At 38.2% G+C, this 16738-nt stretch carries 15 protein-coding genes and 1 other RNA gene; 10 read left to right on the plus strand and 6 right to left on the minus strand.

Annotated features, from left to right (window positions below):
• Positions 1-103 precede the first annotated feature (103 nt).
• On the plus strand, positions 104-1378 hold the full coding sequence (gene glyA / locus ML462_RS10345; RefSeq protein ID WP_240713742.1) for a serine hydroxymethyltransferase: 1275 nt from the start codon (positions 104-106) through the stop codon (positions 1376-1378).
• Between the two features lie 50 nt (positions 1379-1428).
• Here glyA and ML462_RS10350 read toward each other — a convergent pair whose 3' ends face one another.
• The 3 genes from ML462_RS10350 to ML462_RS10360 all read right to left on the minus strand — a co-directional run bounded on the left by ML462_RS10350 (position 1429) and on the right by ML462_RS10360 (position 3359).
• Positions 1429-1791: a DoxX family protein gene (locus tag ML462_RS10350; RefSeq protein ID WP_240713743.1), complete on the minus strand. Its 363-nt coding sequence runs from the start codon at positions 1789-1791 to the stop codon at positions 1429-1431.
• Between the two features lie 111 nt (positions 1792-1902).
• Positions 1903-2307, minus strand: a complete 405-nt coding sequence (locus ML462_RS10355) for an acyl-CoA thioesterase (RefSeq protein WP_240713744.1) — start codon at positions 2305-2307, stop codon at positions 1903-1905.
• Positions 2307-3359, minus strand: coding sequence for a glutaminyl-peptide cyclotransferase (locus tag ML462_RS10360; RefSeq protein WP_240713745.1), 1053 nt, complete (start codon positions 3357-3359; stop codon positions 2307-2309). Before ML462_RS10360 ends, ML462_RS10355 begins: the two co-directional genes overlap by 1 nt.
• A gap of 87 nt (positions 3360-3446) precedes the next feature.
• Here ML462_RS10360 and ffs point away from each other — a divergent pair.
• The 3 genes from ffs (at position 3447) to fsa (ending at position 5115) form a co-directional block, all read left to right on the plus strand.
• Positions 3447-3545, plus strand: an RNA gene (ffs, locus tag ML462_RS10365) — signal recognition particle sRNA small type.
• 43 nt (positions 3546-3588) lie between these two features.
• The gene (locus ML462_RS10370; RefSeq protein ID WP_240713746.1) at positions 3589-4407 is read left to right on the plus strand and encodes an SDR family oxidoreductase; all 819 of its coding nucleotides are present in this window, start codon (positions 3589-3591) and stop codon (positions 4405-4407) included.
• A 51-nt stretch (positions 4408-4458) separates the two neighbouring features.
• Positions 4459-5115 carry a fructose-6-phosphate aldolase gene (gene fsa, locus ML462_RS10375; RefSeq protein WP_240713747.1) on the plus strand — a complete coding sequence of 219 codons (657 nt, stop codon included), beginning with the start codon at positions 4459-4461 and terminating at the stop codon, positions 5113-5115.
• Positions 5116-5172: 57 nt separating this feature from the next.
• Here fsa and ML462_RS10380 read toward each other — a convergent pair whose 3' ends face one another.
• Positions 5173-6585: a hypothetical protein gene (locus ML462_RS10380; RefSeq protein WP_240713748.1), complete on the minus strand. Its 1413-nt coding sequence runs from the start codon at positions 6583-6585 to the stop codon at positions 5173-5175.
• A gap of 171 nt (positions 6586-6756) precedes the next feature.
• Here ML462_RS10380 and ML462_RS10385 point away from each other — a divergent pair, with 171 nt between their 5' ends.
• On the plus strand, positions 6757-8382 hold the full coding sequence (locus ML462_RS10385; protein WP_240713749.1) for an ABC-F family ATP-binding cassette domain-containing protein: 1626 nt from the start codon (positions 6757-6759) through the stop codon (positions 8380-8382).
• Between the two features lie 136 nt (positions 8383-8518).
• Here the strand turns inward: ML462_RS10385 and ML462_RS10390 are convergent, their stop codons facing one another.
• Positions 8519-10879, minus strand: coding sequence for a TonB-dependent receptor (locus ML462_RS10390; RefSeq protein WP_240713750.1), 2361 nt, complete (start codon positions 10877-10879; stop codon positions 8519-8521).
• Between the two features lie 299 nt (positions 10880-11178).
• Here ML462_RS10390 and ML462_RS10395 point away from each other — a divergent pair, with 299 nt between their 5' ends.
• Positions 11179-11541, plus strand: coding sequence for a CoA-binding protein (locus ML462_RS10395; RefSeq protein WP_240713751.1), 363 nt, complete (start codon positions 11179-11181; stop codon positions 11539-11541).
• On the opposite strand, the gene ML462_RS10400 is transcribed toward ML462_RS10395, so the two are convergent.
• Positions 11512-12957 (minus strand): sodium:solute symporter, encoded by a 1446-nt coding sequence (locus tag ML462_RS10400; protein WP_240713752.1) that lies wholly within the window; start codon positions 12955-12957, stop codon positions 11512-11514. The two genes, ML462_RS10395 and ML462_RS10400, sit on opposite strands and share 30 nt — an antisense overlap.
• A gap of 77 nt (positions 12958-13034) precedes the next feature.
• On the opposite strand from ML462_RS10400, the gene recR reads away from it, so the two are divergent.
• The 4 genes from recR (at position 13035) to ML462_RS10420 (ending at position 16732) form a co-directional block, all read left to right on the plus strand.
• Positions 13035-13652: a recombination mediator RecR gene (recR, locus tag ML462_RS10405; protein WP_240713753.1), complete on the plus strand. Its 618-nt coding sequence runs from the start codon at positions 13035-13037 to the stop codon at positions 13650-13652.
• 216 nt (positions 13653-13868) lie between these two features.
• Positions 13869-15203, plus strand: coding sequence for a dihydrolipoamide acetyltransferase family protein (locus ML462_RS10410; protein WP_240713754.1), 1335 nt, complete (start codon positions 13869-13871; stop codon positions 15201-15203).
• 138 nt (positions 15204-15341) lie between these two features.
• Entirely contained in the window at positions 15342-16118 is a 777-nt protein-coding gene (locus ML462_RS10415; RefSeq protein ID WP_240713755.1) for a 3'-5' exonuclease, read from the plus strand.
• Positions 16118-16732: a fumarylacetoacetate hydrolase family protein gene (locus tag ML462_RS10420; protein WP_240713756.1), complete on the plus strand. Its 615-nt coding sequence runs from the start codon at positions 16118-16120 to the stop codon at positions 16730-16732. The genes ML462_RS10415 and ML462_RS10420 overlap by 1 nt, the downstream gene beginning before the upstream one ends.
• The last annotated feature ends 6 nt before the right edge of the window (positions 16733-16738 follow it).

Consider the following 16738-nt stretch of genomic DNA (forward strand, 5'->3'; position numbering starts at 1 on the left):
GTTGGTTTTTTGTTAAAATCTAGTTGATTCAAATATATTATTTTCCTGTAATTAACCGAATGTATTTGTTACTTTTACCGAATATTTAACGTAAAAGATTGTAATGCAAAGAGACACCCAAGTATTTGATTTAATAGCGAAAGAAAAAGAGCGCCAATTAAATGGTTTGGAGCTTATTGCGAGTGAAAATTTTGTGAGTGAAGCCGTGCTTGAAGCTGCCGGTTCTGTCCTAACAAATAAATATGCTGAAGGCTATCCTGGAAAGCGATATTATGGAGGCTGTGAAGTGGTAGACCAGGTGGAACAACTCGCTATAGACCGTCTAAAGGAATTATTCAATGCTGAATATGCCAATGTGCAGCCGCATTCTGGTTCGCAGGCCAATACAGCAGTATTTCATACCTGCATGAAGCCGGGGGATAAATTTCTAGGTTTCGATCTTTCTCATGGCGGTCACCTTACCCATGGTTCTCCCGTAAACTTTTCAGGAAAATTGTATAATCCTGTATTTTATGGTGTAAATAAGGAAACCGGTCTTATAGATTATGATGCAGTTGCTGAAATTGCTGAAAAGGAAAAGCCAAAAATGATCATCGCTGGTGCTTCTGCTTATTCCAGAGAGATCGATTATAAAAGATTTAGAGAGATCGCTGATAGTGTAGGAGCTATTCTACTTGCTGATATTGCTCATCCTGCCGGATTGATCGCTAAAGGATTGATAAGTGATCCTGTTCCGCATTGTCATATTGTAACTTCTACTACGCATAAAACCCTTCGTGGTCCAAGAGGTGGAATCATCTTGATGGGTAAAGATTTTGACAATCCATTTGGTGAAAAACTGAAGAACGGAAATCTAAAGAAAATGTCGGCCATGTTGAACTCCGGAATCTTCCCAGGAAATCAAGGTGGACCTCTAGAGCATATTATCGCTGCTAAAGCAATCGCTTTTGGTGAAGCTCTTACAGATGAATTTCTACACTACATGGTTCAGGTTAAGAAAAATGCCAAGGTTCTGGCTCAGGCATTCGTAGATAAAAAATATGAAGTGATCTCTGGTGGAACCGATAACCATTGCATGTTAATTGATCTAAGAAATAAGAATGTAAGTGGAAAGGATGCTGAAGAAGCTTTGAGTAGAGCTGATATTACGGTAAACAAGAACATGGTTCCTTTTGATGATAAATCACCTTTTGTTACTTCCGGAATTCGAATTGGTACTCCTGCAGTGACTACCAGAGGTTTAAAAGAGGAGGAGATGCACAAGATCGTTGAACTTATTGATCGTGTAATTAATAATATAGATAACGATTCAGAAATTGAAACAGTGAAAAAAGATGTGAATGCGATGATGCATGGTCTTCCACTTTTTCAAATGTAATTTCTATAAAATTGAATAAAAAAGCCATTCCACAGAATGGCTTTTTTATTTTACAACCAGATGATCAATCCGCAAATAACGAGAAGGCTCAATGCAGGTAAAGTTTGTTTAAAAGTATCTTTGATTTTAAGGTGCATAATGATGGCACCTAGCATCATTATGGCCATTCCCAAGGCGGCAGGAAAAACAAGCGATTTTATCCAGATACCTGCAATTAGCATGATGGCAAGACTTACTTTAATAAAACCAACTATATAGATCAAGGTTTCTGGTAGTCCGTAAGCCTTGAATTCTTCTTTCATACTCCCGGCATCCCCACCACGGTAGGAGGTATCTTTGTTAAATCTAAGAAGCCAGACGTTTAAAATTCCCAGTCCAACTACAAGCTGTAGAATAATCTTTAAAATTTCCATAATTGAATTTTTACTCAATATAGAAATGTTTAATCTTTAAATAAAAAGATTAAACAAAGTTTAGCAGAAAGCTTTAAAGAAATACAAAATTCTGATAACCAGATTTCTCGGTTATTTCTGAAAAACACGTTTAAGTTCTTCAGATATCTTTACCGGTCTTTTGGTTTTTTTATTGAGTAAACACCAGGTGGTTCTAGCCTCTGCCAGAAGTTTCTCGGTTTCAGAATCTTTAATGATAACGTGTCTTACCGAAGTTACATGTGTGGTTTCACCTACATAAGTTTGAAGTGAAATATTAGCTCCAAGAAAGGCCTCTTTTTTGTAATCTATTTCGTGTCTTACCACAACCCAGATAACATTTGATTTTTGCTCTTCTGAAGCTCTCGCTTCCCAGTGCTCTTCTGCCACATCCTGAACCCATTGAAGATACTGAACGTTATTAACATGCCTTTGCTTATCGAGGTGTTTCTCCTCAACTACCAGTTTTTTCTCATAGATCTCAGGATTGTTATCCATTATTTTTCTACGATTTTTACTTCAAAGATCTTGTCCCAGTTCTTTCCGGTAACATATAGTTTGTCCGTTGTAGGATTGTAGGCAATGCCATTGAGCACATCCAGCTTGTCGTGTTGAGTAACCTTGTTTCTTAGGTTCTTGAAATTCACCAGTCCTTCTATCGCACCATTTTTTGGGTTTATAATAGCGACACCATCTCTTTGGTAGGTATTGGCATAAATCAATCCGTTTACCCATTCCAGTTCATTGAATTTCTCAAAAGTAGACTTGTTGGTAGATGGTTGTAGATAGCTTTTTTCGACCAGTGTTTCCGGATCCAGAATCCAGATCTTCTCGCTTCCGTCGCTTTTAAAGATCTTTTCCCCGTTGTTGCAAAGTCCCCAGCCTTCTTTACTCTGGTTGTATCCAAAAGTGCCGGTTTTTTCAAAAGAATCCAGGTCGTAAATAAAGCCCTGACCTTCCTGCCAGGTTAGCTGATAAAGCTTGTCTCCAAGAATAGTAATGCCTTCGGCGAAATATTGGTCGTCCAGGCGGATTTCCTTTAATACTTCACCAGATTCAAGGTCTACCTTTCTCAATTTTGAACTGCCGTACTGGCCAATACTTTCATATAAAGTGTCGCCATGAAATTCCAGTCCCTGGGTGTATGATGTAATATCGTGTGGATATGAATTAACAATTTCGTAGGTGTATAAAGTCGGAGCTTCAGTGTTCAGGATCTTTATATTTTCTGAAAGAGTGTCTGTACCCTCTTCAGAATAAACGATCGCTTTTAAACTTTGATTTCCCAGTAAGGCGTTTTGAAGTTCCAGGCTGAATTCACCATTTTTCGAACTATTTAAATATTGATTTCCTAAAAAGAAAGAAACAGAATCGATACTTCTGTTCTTTTTGTTCAGGATCGTTGCTTTCAGGTTCTCACTCAGGTTAAATTCCGATTGATTTTCGGCAATTTTAAGGCTGAAATCAGATTTTTTATTCCCGTTATTGCTTCCGCATGAAAAAAATAAAAAGTTTAAAATGAAGAGAAACAGTAAGTTAAATTTATTCATTGTAAAATTGGCTTATTTGCAAGGCTAAATTAACCAATTCACTTTAAAAAAAGCTTGCCAAAATATACAAAGATTGTATATTTGCACCGGCAAGTCCCACACAACCAGCTCCTGCTGAATCCCCCAGGGCGGGAACGCAGCAAGGGTAAGCGGTCGTAGCGGTGTGATGTGGGTCGCTTGCCATTTTTTGTTTCTATTAAGTCCTAAATTTATTGCATATTTGTGCGATATGAAAAATGGGGAATCTTCAAAAAAAGTGGTGCTCATCACCGGCGCTTCATCCGGGATCGGAAAGTCAGTCGCGACCTATCTAAGCAAACGTAATTTTAAGGTATACGGAACAAGCAGGAAAGAGAATAATTCTTCCCCAGATTTCAATTTTGTGCAATTAGATGTCACTAATGAAGACTCTATAAAAGAGGCTGTAGAGAAGATTTCAAAAAAAGAACAAAGATTAGATATCCTTATTAATAATGCCGGAGTTGGGATTACGGGCCCAATTGAAGAAACTCCGGAAATCGAAATAAAGAAAGCTTTCGAGACCAATTATTTTGGTCCGCTGAACATGATAAAACATGTGGTTCCCATCATGCGAGAACAAAAAGGCGGTCTAATTATAAATGTGACCTCTATTGCAGGTTATATGGGATTGCCTTATCGTGGAATATATTCTGCAACCAAAGGTGCTTTGGAAATCACGGCCGAGGCATATCGTATGGAGTTAAAGCAATTCGGTATTAAAATGACCAATGTTGCTCCGGGAGATTTTGCGACCAATATTGCTTCCGGGAGATACCACGCCCCGGTTACCAAGGGATCTCCTTATGAGGAAGTGTATGGCCGTACTCTGGAATTGATGAACAAACATGTTGATGCAGGGCAGGATCCTGAATTGATGGCCAGGGAAATTTTCAAGATTATCGAAAATCCTGAACCGAAGGTGCATTACAAAGTAGGCGAGAGGCTACAGAAATTTTCTGTAAAGTTAAAAGGTTTACTGCCAGATAAACTATATGAAAAGATGCTCATGAAGCATTATAAATTGTAATTTTAGTAATTAGAGAACCATATTTCATTAATATTCAAATAACACACAACTATGAAATTTTTTATTGATACTGCTAATCTTGATCAAATTAAAGAAGCTCAGGATCTGGGAGTATTAGACGGAGTAACTACAAACCCGTCTTTGATGGCGAAAGAAGGAATTACCGGAAAGGATAATATTTTTAAGCATTATAAGAAGATCTGTGATCTTGTTGAAGGTGACGTAAGTGCTGAGGTGATCGCTACAGATTTTGAAGGGATAGTAAGAGAAGGTGAGGAACTTGCTGAACTGCATGACCAGATTATCGTAAAAGTTCCTATGATCAAAGAAGGAGTAAAGGCTTTAAAATATTTCAGTGACAAAGGAATAAAAACGAACTGTACTTTAGTATTTTCAGCTGGACAAGCTCTTTTAGCGGCTAAAGCCGGTGCAACTTATGTGTCACCATTTATAGGGCGACTTGATGATATTTCAACAGATGGATTGAATCTTATTGCTGAGATACGTTTGATTTATGATAATTACGGATTCGAAACAGAAATACTTGCCGCTTCGGTAAGACATACCATGCACGTACTGGAATGTGCTAAGATTGGTGCAGATGTGATGACCGGGCCGCTTTCGTCTATTGAAGGTTTGTTAAAACATCCTTTAACCGATATTGGCCTTGAGAAGTTCCTTGCTGATTATAAAAAGGGAAATCAGTAGGTTTCCGATTAAAATAATTGAGATATAAAAGGTCGTCTGGAAAAGGCGGCCTTCTTTTTATTTGTTTAAAAATTCAAGCACTTCTCCTTCGAATTCTGGACTTCCAAAATTGACATCTCCTTTTACAATAGTGCCATCAGCGTTTACAAAGAAAACCTTGTTCAAATATTTTTTATAGGTTTCTCTCGAGGTGGACCTGTGCGCAATCTGAAATTCATTTTCTTTACTGTAGCCAAAGGTTTCCAGTGTCCTTAGCCATTCTTCGCGTTCTCCTAAATCGATATTTACACCCAGGAATTTAATCTCTGGATATTTTTCTTTCAGATTAGATATAATATCATGTTGCCAACGATGATGGGCTGGCGAATATATAGACCAGCCGAAAGTAATAGTTGGGCTATCAATAATATTTTTATATTTCAAAAGATTGCCTTTAGTGTCTAATGCCGTAAATTCATTTAAAGATTTTCCGTTAAAATAATTCTTTTGAATTTCTGCAAGTTGCCTTGCTTCATTAAGATTTGAATAATTTATAGATTCAAGAAGGTTTAAAACTGAATCTAGCCGGCTTTCCCGCTCTGCCATAGTAATTGCCTGCGTGGCCAGGCGATCCAGAAATTCATTTTTGAGCTGCTCAATATCTGAAATCGAATCAATTAATAAGATCCTCCTTTCAATATTTTTATATGAATTTAAATTGAAGCATCTTTTATGATCCTCGTGATTCTCTGCACAATATTCTATAGATTTTGATCGGAGGTAGTCATCGATAAGATTGGTGTAGATATAATAATCCTGCAGTTCGGCATCATTAAAATCTATTTCCTTCCTGTAATCATTAAAATTATCCGGAATCTTTTCGGAGAAATTGTTATAATATTTTTTTATCAAAAATGTATATCGCTCTCTCAGGTCATAAAATTCGTAATCTATACTGGCTCTGGCGATCTTTAGAAAATCTTCTGAAAATTCATTATTCTCCTTAAGTTTTTCGAGCCGGTCCAGCCTATTAGATTTTATAGAATCGGTTATTCTTGCAAATTCGGCAGGCTCAATCTTGTAATAGGTGATAATAAGGTCGTTGTTTTTCCTGTTCTTCAGAAACATATCCAATAAAAAGTTACTTTTTTCAGAACCTTTTCCACTGAAATTCAGGGACTCGTCAAAAGCAAGGGTGTTTAACCAGATCACAAGACTGTCGCCGGGTTCAGCATACATGATCTGACTTTCGGGTGGATGGGTGAAAGTGTAGATGCCACTATCCAGACTCGGAAAATCTTGCCCAAATTGGTTGTTTTCATCAAGATAAAGCGTATCCAGATTTTTATTTTCTTTGGAAATAATTACGAAATCTGTCTCTGGATTGTTAATCTGCCCACCAATATATACCGATTCTGAATCACCGGAATTATCATCGCATCCTGTGATAAGAAACGCCATGGCAGCAATGATGAAAATAATATTCTTCATGAGGGGTATTAGGTCCTGAGGCCTTTTCGGTTAACCTCATTTTTTAACAAATATATAGGCTGCTATTTCCGGCCTATGTTAAGTGTGCGTTAAAACGAATATTTAAAACGTTAATCTTTCTTAGTGATGTTGATAATAACTACTTTTGCAAAAAATTAATTTAATCTGTTTATGCTTTCAGTATCAAACCTTTCTGTACAGTTTGGAAAACGTGTTTTGTTTGATGAGGTAAATACCACATTTACCCAGGGAAACTGTTACGGGATCATAGGTGCCAACGGTGCCGGTAAATCTACATTCCTTAAGATTTTATCAGGGAAGTCTGAGCCTACTTCCGGGCATGTGCATCTGGAACCAGGAAAAAGAATGTCGGTTTTAGAACAAAATCACAACCTTTACGATGATTATCCTGTACTTGAAACCGTGATGAGAGGTAATAAGCCTTTATTCGAGGTAAAGACAGAAATGGATGCCCTTTATGCCGATTATTCTGATGAAAATGCGGATAGAATAGGGGAGCTGCAGGTTCAGTTCGAAGAAATGGATGGATGGAATGCCGAGAGTAATGCTGCTTCCATGCTATCAAATCTTGGTATTAAAACAGAATTTCATTATACCTTGATGAAAGATCTTGATGGTAAACAAAAGGTACGTGTGCTTTTAGCACAGGCACTTTTTGGAAATCCGGATGTTTTGATCATGGATGAGCCTACTAACGATCTGGATTATGAAACCATAAGCTGGCTTGAGAATTTCCTTGCTAATTATGATAATACGGTGATTGTGGTTTCTCACGACCGTCACTTCCTTGATGCGGTTTGTACGCATATTTCAGATATAGATTTTGGTAAGATCAACCATTTTAGTGGTAACTACACGTTCTGGTATGAGTCTTCACAATTAGCAGCAAGACAAAGAGCTCAGCAAAATAAGAAAGCTGAAGAGAAGAAAAAGGAACTTCAGGAATTCATTCAGCGTTTTAGTGCTAACGTTGCAAAAAGTAAACAGGCGACTTCCAGAAAGAAGATGATCGATAAGTTAAATATCAATGAGATAAAACCTTCCAGCAGAAGATATCCTGCAATTATTTTTGAAAGAGATCGAGAAGCCGGTGACCAGATCCTGAATGTGGAAAAACTGGAAGCAAGTATTGAAGGTGAAACTCTTTTTAGAAACGTAGATATTAATCTTGCAAAAGGTGATAAGGTTGTAGTTTTCTCTAAAGATTCCAGAGCGACAACTGCTTTTTACGAGATCATTAATGGGAAACAGGAGCCTGTAAATGGTAAATATCAATGGGGTGTAACAACTTCTCAATCTTACCTGCCTGCAGATAACTCAGATTATTTTGACAACGATCTTACTTTGGTTGACTGGTTACGTCAATGGGCCACTTCAGAAGAGGAGAGAGAGGAAGTTTATATTAGAGGATTCCTTGGTAAAATGCTTTTCAGTGGAGAGGAAGCGCTAAAGACCTGTCGTGTACTTTCAGGAGGTGAAAAGGTTCGCTGTATGTTAAGTAGAATGATGATGATAAGAGCAAATGTTCTTATGCTGGATGAGCCTACTAACCACCTTGACCTGGAATCTATTACAGCTTTTAACAACTCATTGAAGAACTTTAAAGGAACTGTTCTCTTTACTACTCATGATCATGAGTTTGCTCAAACCGTAGCGAATCGTGTGATCGAGCTAACCCCTGGTGGAGTAATAGATCGTTACTTAAGCTTTGATGAATATATGAGCGATAAGAGCATTAAAGAGCAAAGAGATAAAATGTATGCTGTAGAAGCATAGATTGGTATTATAAAATTAGTAAAAGCCTGGATAATTGATATTCAGGCTTTTTTTATTATTTTTTTCTGTAAAAGTTGCCCTAAAAAGAAAAGCCCTTACACCGGGTAAGGGCTATTCTGGCTATCAAATTATATGTTTAAAAGATGCCTCCACCACCTGCATCGTTATTATCGCGGTTCTTTCTTTTAAAGGCAAGGTTTTTTCCGCCTCCAAATCTATAGGAAAAGCCAAGATAGACGGTTTGAGTTTCACCCTTAAATCTACCTTGTTGAGGAAAAGGCCTTCCTCCGGTAACACGGAATTCCTGTGTATCGAAAACATCATTGAAGTTAAGACTTAGGGTCGCATTCTTATTTTCAAGGAAAGTATATCGAGCCCCAATGTTCACAAAGTAAAAATCATCTACATCAAGCTGAAGATCTTTCGATTTACTGCGGTAAAAACCGAAAAGCGAAAAAGTCAGGTTCTCAGTAGCGCTGAAATTATGGTTAGTCCTGAAGGTGAAAGCCTCATTCTCAACTTCTATAAATTCGGTGCCGGCAACACCCTTCAACGTTTGGCCATATAATTCTAAGGAAGTATTGGTGCTCCACCAGTCGGTGAACTTATAGTTGGATGAGAATTCTAACCCGTAAGAATCGTTGTTTTCAAAATTCTGATAGGTAAGGAAAATAGATCCCGGCTCATCTTCAACCTGGTTAAAGACCTGGTTGATCTCGTCTTTAGTTCTTCTGTAAAATAGTCCGGCAGTTAAACTTCCTTTCTTTTTGAAATTCCGTGTATAATTGAATTCAAGGGAGTTGGTGAACTGCGGGTCTAATTCTGGGTTACCGGCAACGGTAAGTCTTGGTGAAGCAACTTCTCGTATAGGATTCAACTGTCCAAAGCCAGGACGATCTACTCTTCGGCTATAACTAAGCTGATAGGAATTCTTTTCACTCTGATTAAAATTTACAAAACCGGAAGGATAAAGAGTTACATAATCATCCCTGTACACTTCTTCGCCGTTATATATAGCATTCACCTGGTAGTTTTCAATTCTTGCCCCAACCTGATAAGACCATTTTTCAAAATTCTGGCTGAAAGTTGAATATGCACTGTAGATATCACGGTCATATTGATAAGTTGCATCAGAGAATAGTGGATTAGTGGTGTTATAATCATTATCTGTATCCAGGAGTCTTGCTTCAACACCCATTTCGAACTTACTGGTGTTATTCAGCGGATTTACATAATCTATATTCGCAGTTAGGTTACTTCTATTCTGCATAACCAGCTCTTCATAAGCTAGAAAATCAAAGGTGTTTTCTTCGAAATCAACATTCGTGTCTTCCTGTCCTTCAAAATCATTAAAGTCCAATTCAGCCTGGATGTTATGGCCTTCTTTCTCAAATTCATGATCATATAGAAGATTGTAGGTGGAGTTCAGGTTGTCTAAATTTAGTTCCAGAATTTGGGTGAAGCTATTGGAGGCATCATTTAGATCTTCAAAGCTTATATAACCTACGGGACCGCCAAAAAATCTGTTCTGATTTGTATAAAAAGAAAGAGTATTTTTTTCGTCTATATAAAAATCCAATCCAATTTTATATAAATAATTATTGCGTTCATTATCAATTCTGAATTCCTGACTCGCATCCTGTGCAGGAAGGAATATGTTACCGCCATTTTCACGATCTCCCATATTGGTTCCAAGGTTCGTGTAAAGATTGAATTTTCCTTTTCGGTAATTTAGGTCTAGCGATCCGTTAAGGCGATTATTTACTCCTTGCGTAGATCCGGTATTCACCGTACCGTTGAATCCTTCATTTGAATTTTTGTGCAGTACGATATTAATAATTCCGCTCATCCCTTCCGGATTATATTTAGCGGAAGGATTTGTGATAAGTTCAATACTTTTAATGGAGGTGGAAGGAATTTGCTTTAGTAATTGAGCGGGGTCCATATTGGTTGGTTTCCCGTCAACCAAAATTCTCACATTTGAATTACCTCGTAAAGAAATGTTTCCATCCTGGTCTACGTTTACAGATGGAACATTAACCATGATTTCTGATGCACTTGCCCCTGTAGTCATAAGATCTTTTCCAACATTTATAACCTTACGGTCTACTCGTTGTTCTATGGTGGTTCTTTCGGCCACCACTACGGTTTCATCGAGCATGGATACGTCTGGTTCCATTTCTATGACTCCAAGATTTATTTTCGTGTTATTCCGGTCCAGAACGATCTCCTTAGAGAAGGTTTTGTATCCTATAAACTGAACCCTAAAATCATATTTTCCAGCTCTGACCCCCGGGATTATGAAACTACCGTCTTCTTCAGTAGTAACTCCGGTAACCAGATTTCCCTCAGCATCATTGATGATCACCGTAGCGTAGGGTATGGGTTCTTTTAGTTCCCGGTCTATAACTGTTCCGGAGATTTGTCCTGCCGGATCGTTATAGGCCAGGCTGATGGTTGCGCTTAATAAGCATAATAATAGAAATAACTGTTTCATTTTTTGATTGATTATGATGATTAATGGTTATTGCAAGGTACTTTGTATTGCATAATTATATGACGCAATGCGCCGCATTTTGATGACCTTACACTATAATGACGACCCAGAAATAGGATTGTTACAAAAAAATTCAAAAAAAGAACCTGCACTTCCGTAAGGAAATGCAGGTTAACAAGATCATCTTTATTAACACTAACCATCAAAATTAATAGGATGATCTCGCAAGGTCCGGAACCTTATTTTAAAGACTGTGTATAAGATAGATTGTTACACTAAAATTTCTTTAACTTTGAGATATGAAGAAAAAAACTTTGGTTCTGGGAGCCTCATTGAAACCTAATCGATATTCCAATCTGGCCATTAACAGGCTCGTTAGACATGAACAGCCAACCGTTGCTATCGGGCTCAGAGAGGGTAACGTTGCTGGTGTTGAAATTAAAACTGAAAAATATCCTTTTGAAGATATAGATACAATTACCCTTTATCTTAATGCTAAACGGCAACAGGAATACTATGATTATATTCTATCCCTGTCTCCAGAAAGAGTGATTTTTAATCCGGGAACCGAGAATCCTGATTTGTATGATCTTTTAAAGAAGAAAGGGATCTATTTTGAAAATGCCTGTACGTTAGTCATGCTTTCTTCGCAGCAGTACTAGGCCCAGGAAGGTTAAAAATCCGTTCAGGATGAGGATAAAGAATCCAAATTCAAAACCAAACCATTTCAGGCTGTTCACGCTAATTATATAAGATAGAATAGGTGCACCGATGGCTATTACAGGAACCAGTTTATCTTTGACTTTCCATTTGGTAAAAAGTCCGAAGGAGTAGAGTCCTAGTAAAGGCCCGTAAGTATATCCGGCAAACTGGAATAATTTGTTGATCACACTTTTATCTGCGATCGCGTATTTGAAAGCAAGCATCACCAGGATAAGGATCACGGAAATTGCAATATGGATCTGTTTCCTGATCTTTACCTGTGTCTTTTCATCATACTTCTCTTCAATATTCAGAATATCTATACTAAAGGAAGTAGTAAGAGAGGTAAGCGCGCTGTCTGCACTGGAATATGCGGCAGCGATCAAGCCCAGGATAAAAAATACCGCTACGGCAAAACCAAGTTCTCCGCTGGTGGCGATCGCCGGGAAGAGATCATCACGAACTTCGGTTACACCATTTATTTCCGCGTAGTCTGTAAGCAGAACTCCCAGGGCAAGGAAAAGAAAATTCACGAATACCAGTACGATGGTGAACCAGAACATATTCTTTTGAGCATCCTTTAAACTTCGGCAGGTAAGGTTCTTCTGCATCATATCCTGGTCCAGTCCGGTCATCACAATTGCAATAAAGGCACCGGAAAGGAATTGTTTTACGAAATGATCCTTACTCTTCCAATCTTCTAAAAAGAAAATTTGTGAGTGTTCGCTTTCGGCCAGATATCCCATGAGATTACTAAGTGAGAATCCAAGATCTTCAGAAATAAAATAAATGGTAATTCCCAGGGCAAGTAACATGAAAAATGTTTGCAGAGTATCTGTCCAGATAATGGTTTTAATTCCGCTTTTAAAAGTATACAGCCAGATCAATAAGATGGTGATGGTAACCGTAACATAATAGGGGACTCCCATTGCGTCAAAAACCACTAATTGCAGTACGTTAGCCACCAGGAAAAGTCTGAAACTCGCACCGACCACCCTTGATAAAAGAAAAAAGGAGGCTCCAGTCTTGTATGATGAGTTGCCAAACCTGGTTCCCAGGTAAGTGTAAATAGAGGTAAGGTTCAATTTATAATAAAGAGGAAGTAGAACCTGGCCAATAACCGCATAACCAGCGGTATAGCCAAGCACTACCTGGAAATAGCTAAAAGAATCTGTTTCTACAGTTCCTGGAATAGAAATAAAAGTGATCCCGCTTAAAGAAGCACCTATCATTCCAAAGGCTACCAGATACCAGGGAGCCTGTTTATTGGCTTTGAAAAATTCGGCGTTACTGCCGCCGCGTCCTGTAAAATAAGAAATGAGAATAAGTACTGCGAAATAGGCAGCTATTAAAATGAGGACCTGGTATGGTTGCATAGTAAGTAGTTCTGCGCGGCAATTTACAAATTAAGGTTTAAGTAATTTCATCAGTCAAAAAAATCATAAATTCGCATATGGATTTTTCTTCAAAATTACTGGAGCAGGCGGTAGATGAGATGTCTCAATTGCCTGGAATTGGAAAACGTACTGCGCTTAGATTGGTGTTGCATTTACTTAAACAACCGGAAGACCAGACCACTCAGCTGGCTAATGCTTTACAGAATCTAAGGTCTAACATTAAATTATGTAAGAATTGCTATAATATTAGTGATACGGAGTTATGTGAGATCTGCTCAAATTCGTCACGTATTTCAGAAATCGTATGTGTTGTTGAGGATATAAGGGATGTAATGGCCATTGAAAATACCGGGCAGTATCGAGGGCATTATCACGTGCTTGGTGGGAAAATTAGTCCGATGGATGGAATTGGTCCTTCTCAATTAAACATCAAACCTCTTATCGAAAAGGTAAAAGCAGGTAAGATAGAAGAGATCATTTTTGCTCTGAGTAGTACCCTGGAAGGGGATACCACGAATTTCTATATTTTTAAGCAACTGGAAGGTACAGGGATAAAGACCTCTACTATCGCAAGAGGAATTTCGGTTGGAGATGAACTGGAGTATGCCGATGAGGTAACCCTTGGGAGAAGTATCACCAACAGAATTCCGTTCGAAGATTCCATGAAAGAATAAAATTCGGACTCTGCGCTACTGCATCCAAACCTTAAAAAAGCCAAAATCTTTTTCAATTCCGTAGCTGAAATTGTAATTTTAGCGGGAATTTCATCTCTTACCTCTGATGTAAGAAATTCAGTAAAAACTTTTTTTATTGATTTTTTAATATTCAATGAGGGGTTTTTTGATTAAATTCGCAACTCAAACAACAAAAATCACATCTGATTTAACGATATGGCAAAATTTGAATTGAAATTACCCAAAATGGGTGAAAGTGTTGCAGAAGCAACCATAACTAGCTGGCTTAAAGAGGTTGGAGATACGATTGAAATGGATGAGCCGGTACTTGAAATAGCTACCGATAAAGTTGATAGTGAAGTTCCTAGTGAAGTAGACGGTAAATTAGTAGAGAAACTTTTTGAAGCTGATGATGTAGTTAAAGTAGGGCAGACAATTGCCATTATTGAAACTGATGGAGAAATAGAAGATGATGCGGGTGCCGGTGACGAATCTTCTGCAGATGAAGAAGAAAGTGCAGAAGTAGCGGAAGTTGAAGAAACAGTCGAGGCTGCAAAATCGACAGCATCCGGATCTACTGGAGAAGATTATTCCGATTCTTCAAGGTTCTATTCTCCTTTAGTAAAGAATATTGCTAAGGAAGAAGGGATTCCGGTTTCAGAATTAGATCAGATAGAAGGAACTGGGAAAGAGGGTAGAGTTACCAAAAATGATATTCTTGGGTATGTGGAGAATAGAGGTTCTCAACCGCAAAAAACGAAATCTTCAGGAAAATCTGTAGACACCAGTAAAATAGAAAAAGGAGTTTCTTCACAACCTGAGCCAGTAGTTTCAGGAGAAGATGAGATCATCGAAATGAGCCGTATGGGTAAAATGATCGCTCACCATATGGTGGAAAGCGTTCAGAAATCTGCCCACGTTCAATCGTTTATCGAGGTAGATGTTACCAATATCTGGAATTGGAGAAACAAGCACAAAGCTGAATTTCAGAAAAAAGAAGGTGAGAAGCTTACTTTCACTCCAATCTTTATGGAGGCGGTTGCCAAAGCAATACGTGATTTCCCAATGATCAACATTTCAGTGAATGAGGATGCCACGAAAGTGATCAAGAAGAAAAATATTAATCTTGGAATGGCGGCTGCGCTGCCAGATGGAAACCTGATTGTTCCTGTGATCAAAAATGCTGACAGATTAAATCTGGTTGGTATGGCAAAGGCAGTGAACGATCTTGCTAACCGCGCGAGACAGAATAAACTGAAGCCGGATGAAATTCAGGGTGGAACGTATACAGTAACTAATGTTGGTACCTTTGGAAGTATTATGGGGACTCCAATTATCAACCAACCTCAGGTAGGAATTCTTGCACTTGGTGCTATTAGAAAAATGCCAGCGGTGATCGAAACTCAAGATGGAGATTTCATCGGGATTCGCTATAAAATGATACTTTCTCATAGTTACGACCACAGGGTTGTAAATGGTGCTCTTGGTGGGCAGTTTGTACAAAGAGTTGCTCAGTACCTGGAAGGATTTGATAAAAACAGAGAGATTTAAAATCCTAGAAATATAAAGAAAGAAGCCACGTTTATCGTGGCTTTTTTATTCAGAAAAGTGAATAAAAGAGCAGCTTAGATTTTGCTTTAATTGAAGCAAAAAACTCAAATTATGCTAACTTTACCCAAATTTTAAAAGATGGACCTCAAGCTTACCAAACCTATTTGTTTTTTTGACCTGGAAACTACCGGGACCAATATTTCCAAAGACAGAATAGTTGAAATTGCAATTTTAAAAGTGTATCCCAATGGAAATAAAGAAAGCCATACCTGGCTGGTTAACCCGGAAAGAGATATTCCTGCTGAGGTTATTGCAATTCATGGGATTTCCAATGAAAAAGTTGCTAATGAACCTACTTTTAAGGAACTGGCGAATAGGATACATGACTTGATTAAAGGATGTGATCTTGGAGGTTATAATTCTAACCGATTTGATATTCCGCTTTTGGTTGAAGAGCTGCTTCGAGCCGGGATAGATTTTGAAATGAAGAATGTTGTGGCAGTTGATGTTCAAACCATTTTTCATAAAAAGGAACAGCGAACGCTGTCTGCTGCTTACCAATTCTATTGCGGTAAGGAATTGGAGGGTGCTCATGGTGCCGAGGCAGATACAGAAGCCACCTACGAGGTACTTAAGTCTCAGCTCGACAAATATGAGGATCTGGAAAATGATATGAAATGGCTGGCAAATTTTAGTGCAAGGAAAAAATTTGCTGATTTTGCTGGCTTTATAAGCTATGATAAGAAAGGAAAAGAGGTATTTGCTTTCGGAAAATATAAAGGCAAGCATGTTGAAAAAGTACTGGAAGAAGAACCAGGATATTTTGGATGGATCCAGAATGCCGATTTTCCCTTGTATACAAAGAAAGTATTGACTGCGATCAAGCTCAGAAAACTGAATAATAAACTTAGCTAATGAAGATCATTTGCGTAGGCAGAAATTATACAGATCATATTGAGGAACTAAAGAACGAGAAGCCCGATGATCCGGTACTTTTTCAGAAACCAGATACCTCGATATTATTAAAAAAACAACCATTCTTTATTCCAGATTTTTCCGATGACGTGCATTATGAGGTTGAAGTCCTGGTTAAGATCAGGAAGATTGGTAAACACATTCAGGCGAAATTTGCGCCTAAATATTATGATGAAATTGGCCTGGGGATCGATTTTACAGCCAGGGACCTTCAGCAAAAACTGAAAGAAAAAGGTTTGCCCTGGGAAAAAGCCAAGGCCTTCGATGGTGCTGCAGTAATTGGGAACAACTGGCTGGACAAAAAAGAGCTAGGAGATCTCAATGATCTGGATTTTAGCCTGGAAAAAAACGGAGAGATCGTGCAGAAGGCAAATACCTCCCACATGCTGTGGAAAATTGATGAATTAATTGCTTATATTTCGACGTATTTCACCCTGAAAATAGGTGATATCATATTTACCGGAACTCCTGCCGGTGTTGGTAAAGTGTCTCCTGATGATCGACTAACAGGTTACCTGCAGGATCAAAAAATGTTTTCAATTCGAGTAAAATAACCAACT

The sequence above is a fragment of the Christiangramia lutea genome (genome assembly GCF_022489035.1).
Taxonomy (GTDB): Bacteria; Bacteroidota; Bacteroidia; order Flavobacteriales; family Flavobacteriaceae; genus Christiangramia; species Christiangramia lutea.

Excerpts from the sequence above, each read along its gene's own strand:
- ML462_RS10415 (WP_240713755.1), top strand. The coding sequence starts at position 15,342 with ATGGACCTCAAGCTTACCAAACCTATTTGTTTTTTTGACCTGGAAACT.
- ML462_RS10410 (WP_240713754.1), top strand. The coding sequence starts at position 13,869 with ATGGCAAAATTTGAATTGAAATTACCCAAAATGGGTGAAAGTGTTGCA.
- ML462_RS10380 (WP_240713748.1), bottom strand. The coding sequence starts at position 6,585 with ATGAAGAATATTATTTTCATCATTGCTGCCATGGCGTTTCTTATCACA.
- ML462_RS10385 (WP_240713749.1), top strand. The coding sequence starts at position 6,757 with ATGCTTTCAGTATCAAACCTTTCTGTACAGTTTGGAAAACGTGTTTTG.
- glyA (WP_240713742.1), top strand. The coding sequence starts at position 104 with ATGCAAAGAGACACCCAAGTATTTGATTTAATAGCGAAAGAAAAAGAG.
- recR (WP_240713753.1), top strand. The coding sequence starts at position 13,035 with ATGGATTTTTCTTCAAAATTACTGGAGCAGGCGGTAGATGAGATGTCT.
- ML462_RS10420 (WP_240713756.1), top strand. The coding sequence starts at position 16,118 with ATGAAGATCATTTGCGTAGGCAGAAATTATACAGATCATATTGAGGAA.
- ML462_RS10350 (WP_240713743.1), bottom strand. The coding sequence starts at position 1,791 with ATGGAAATTTTAAAGATTATTCTACAGCTTGTAGTTGGACTGGGAATT.
- ML462_RS10400 (WP_240713752.1), bottom strand. The coding sequence starts at position 12,957 with ATGCAACCATACCAGGTCCTCATTTTAATAGCTGCCTATTTCGCAGTA.
- ML462_RS10390 (WP_240713750.1), bottom strand. The coding sequence starts at position 10,879 with ATGAAACAGTTATTTCTATTATTATGCTTATTAAGCGCAACCATCAGC.
- fsa (WP_240713747.1), top strand. The coding sequence starts at position 4,459 with ATGAAATTTTTTATTGATACTGCTAATCTTGATCAAATTAAAGAAGCT.
- ML462_RS10370 (WP_240713746.1), top strand. The coding sequence starts at position 3,589 with ATGAAAAATGGGGAATCTTCAAAAAAAGTGGTGCTCATCACCGGCGCT.
- ML462_RS10360 (WP_240713745.1), bottom strand. The coding sequence starts at position 3,359 with ATGAATAAATTTAACTTACTGTTTCTCTTCATTTTAAACTTTTTATTT.
- ML462_RS10395 (WP_240713751.1), top strand. The coding sequence starts at position 11,179 with ATGAAGAAAAAAACTTTGGTTCTGGGAGCCTCATTGAAACCTAATCGA.
- ML462_RS10355 (WP_240713744.1), bottom strand. The coding sequence starts at position 2,307 with ATGGATAACAATCCTGAGATCTATGAGAAAAAACTGGTAGTTGAGGAG.